The 210-nt window shown below is 18.6% G+C and carries 1 protein-coding gene; it reads right to left on the bottom strand.

Annotated elements, in window-relative coordinates; all coding sequences use genetic code 11:
• Positions 1-210, bottom strand: a 210-nt coding sequence (locus tag KB213_RS13615; RefSeq protein ID WP_211683629.1) for a hypothetical protein, incomplete at both ends; no start/stop codon positions are given.

The raw sequence follows: 210 nt of genomic DNA, 5'->3' as shown, positions 1-210 counted from the left end.
AACAAAACTTAATTTTTGTTTTTTTTTTTTTTTTTTTTTTGTTGTTTCTCATTTTATTCGTTTGGGGTTTAAATTTGCTTTTACTAACCCTATTGTTTTGTATTTTTTTTATGTGTGATTGGTTTATTGATTTTTTTGTTTTATAATTTGAATGTTGATTTTTTGATGTTATAGTTGAATTATATTTAGTTTTTTCTTTTTTGTAATTAC

The organism is Neokomagataea anthophila (assembly GCF_018122595.1).
Classification (GTDB): domain Bacteria; phylum Pseudomonadota; class Alphaproteobacteria; order Acetobacterales; family Acetobacteraceae; genus Gluconobacter; species Gluconobacter anthophilus.
Note: the sequence above shows the minus strand (reverse complement) of the source record. Positions and strands in the feature narration are given on the sequence as shown.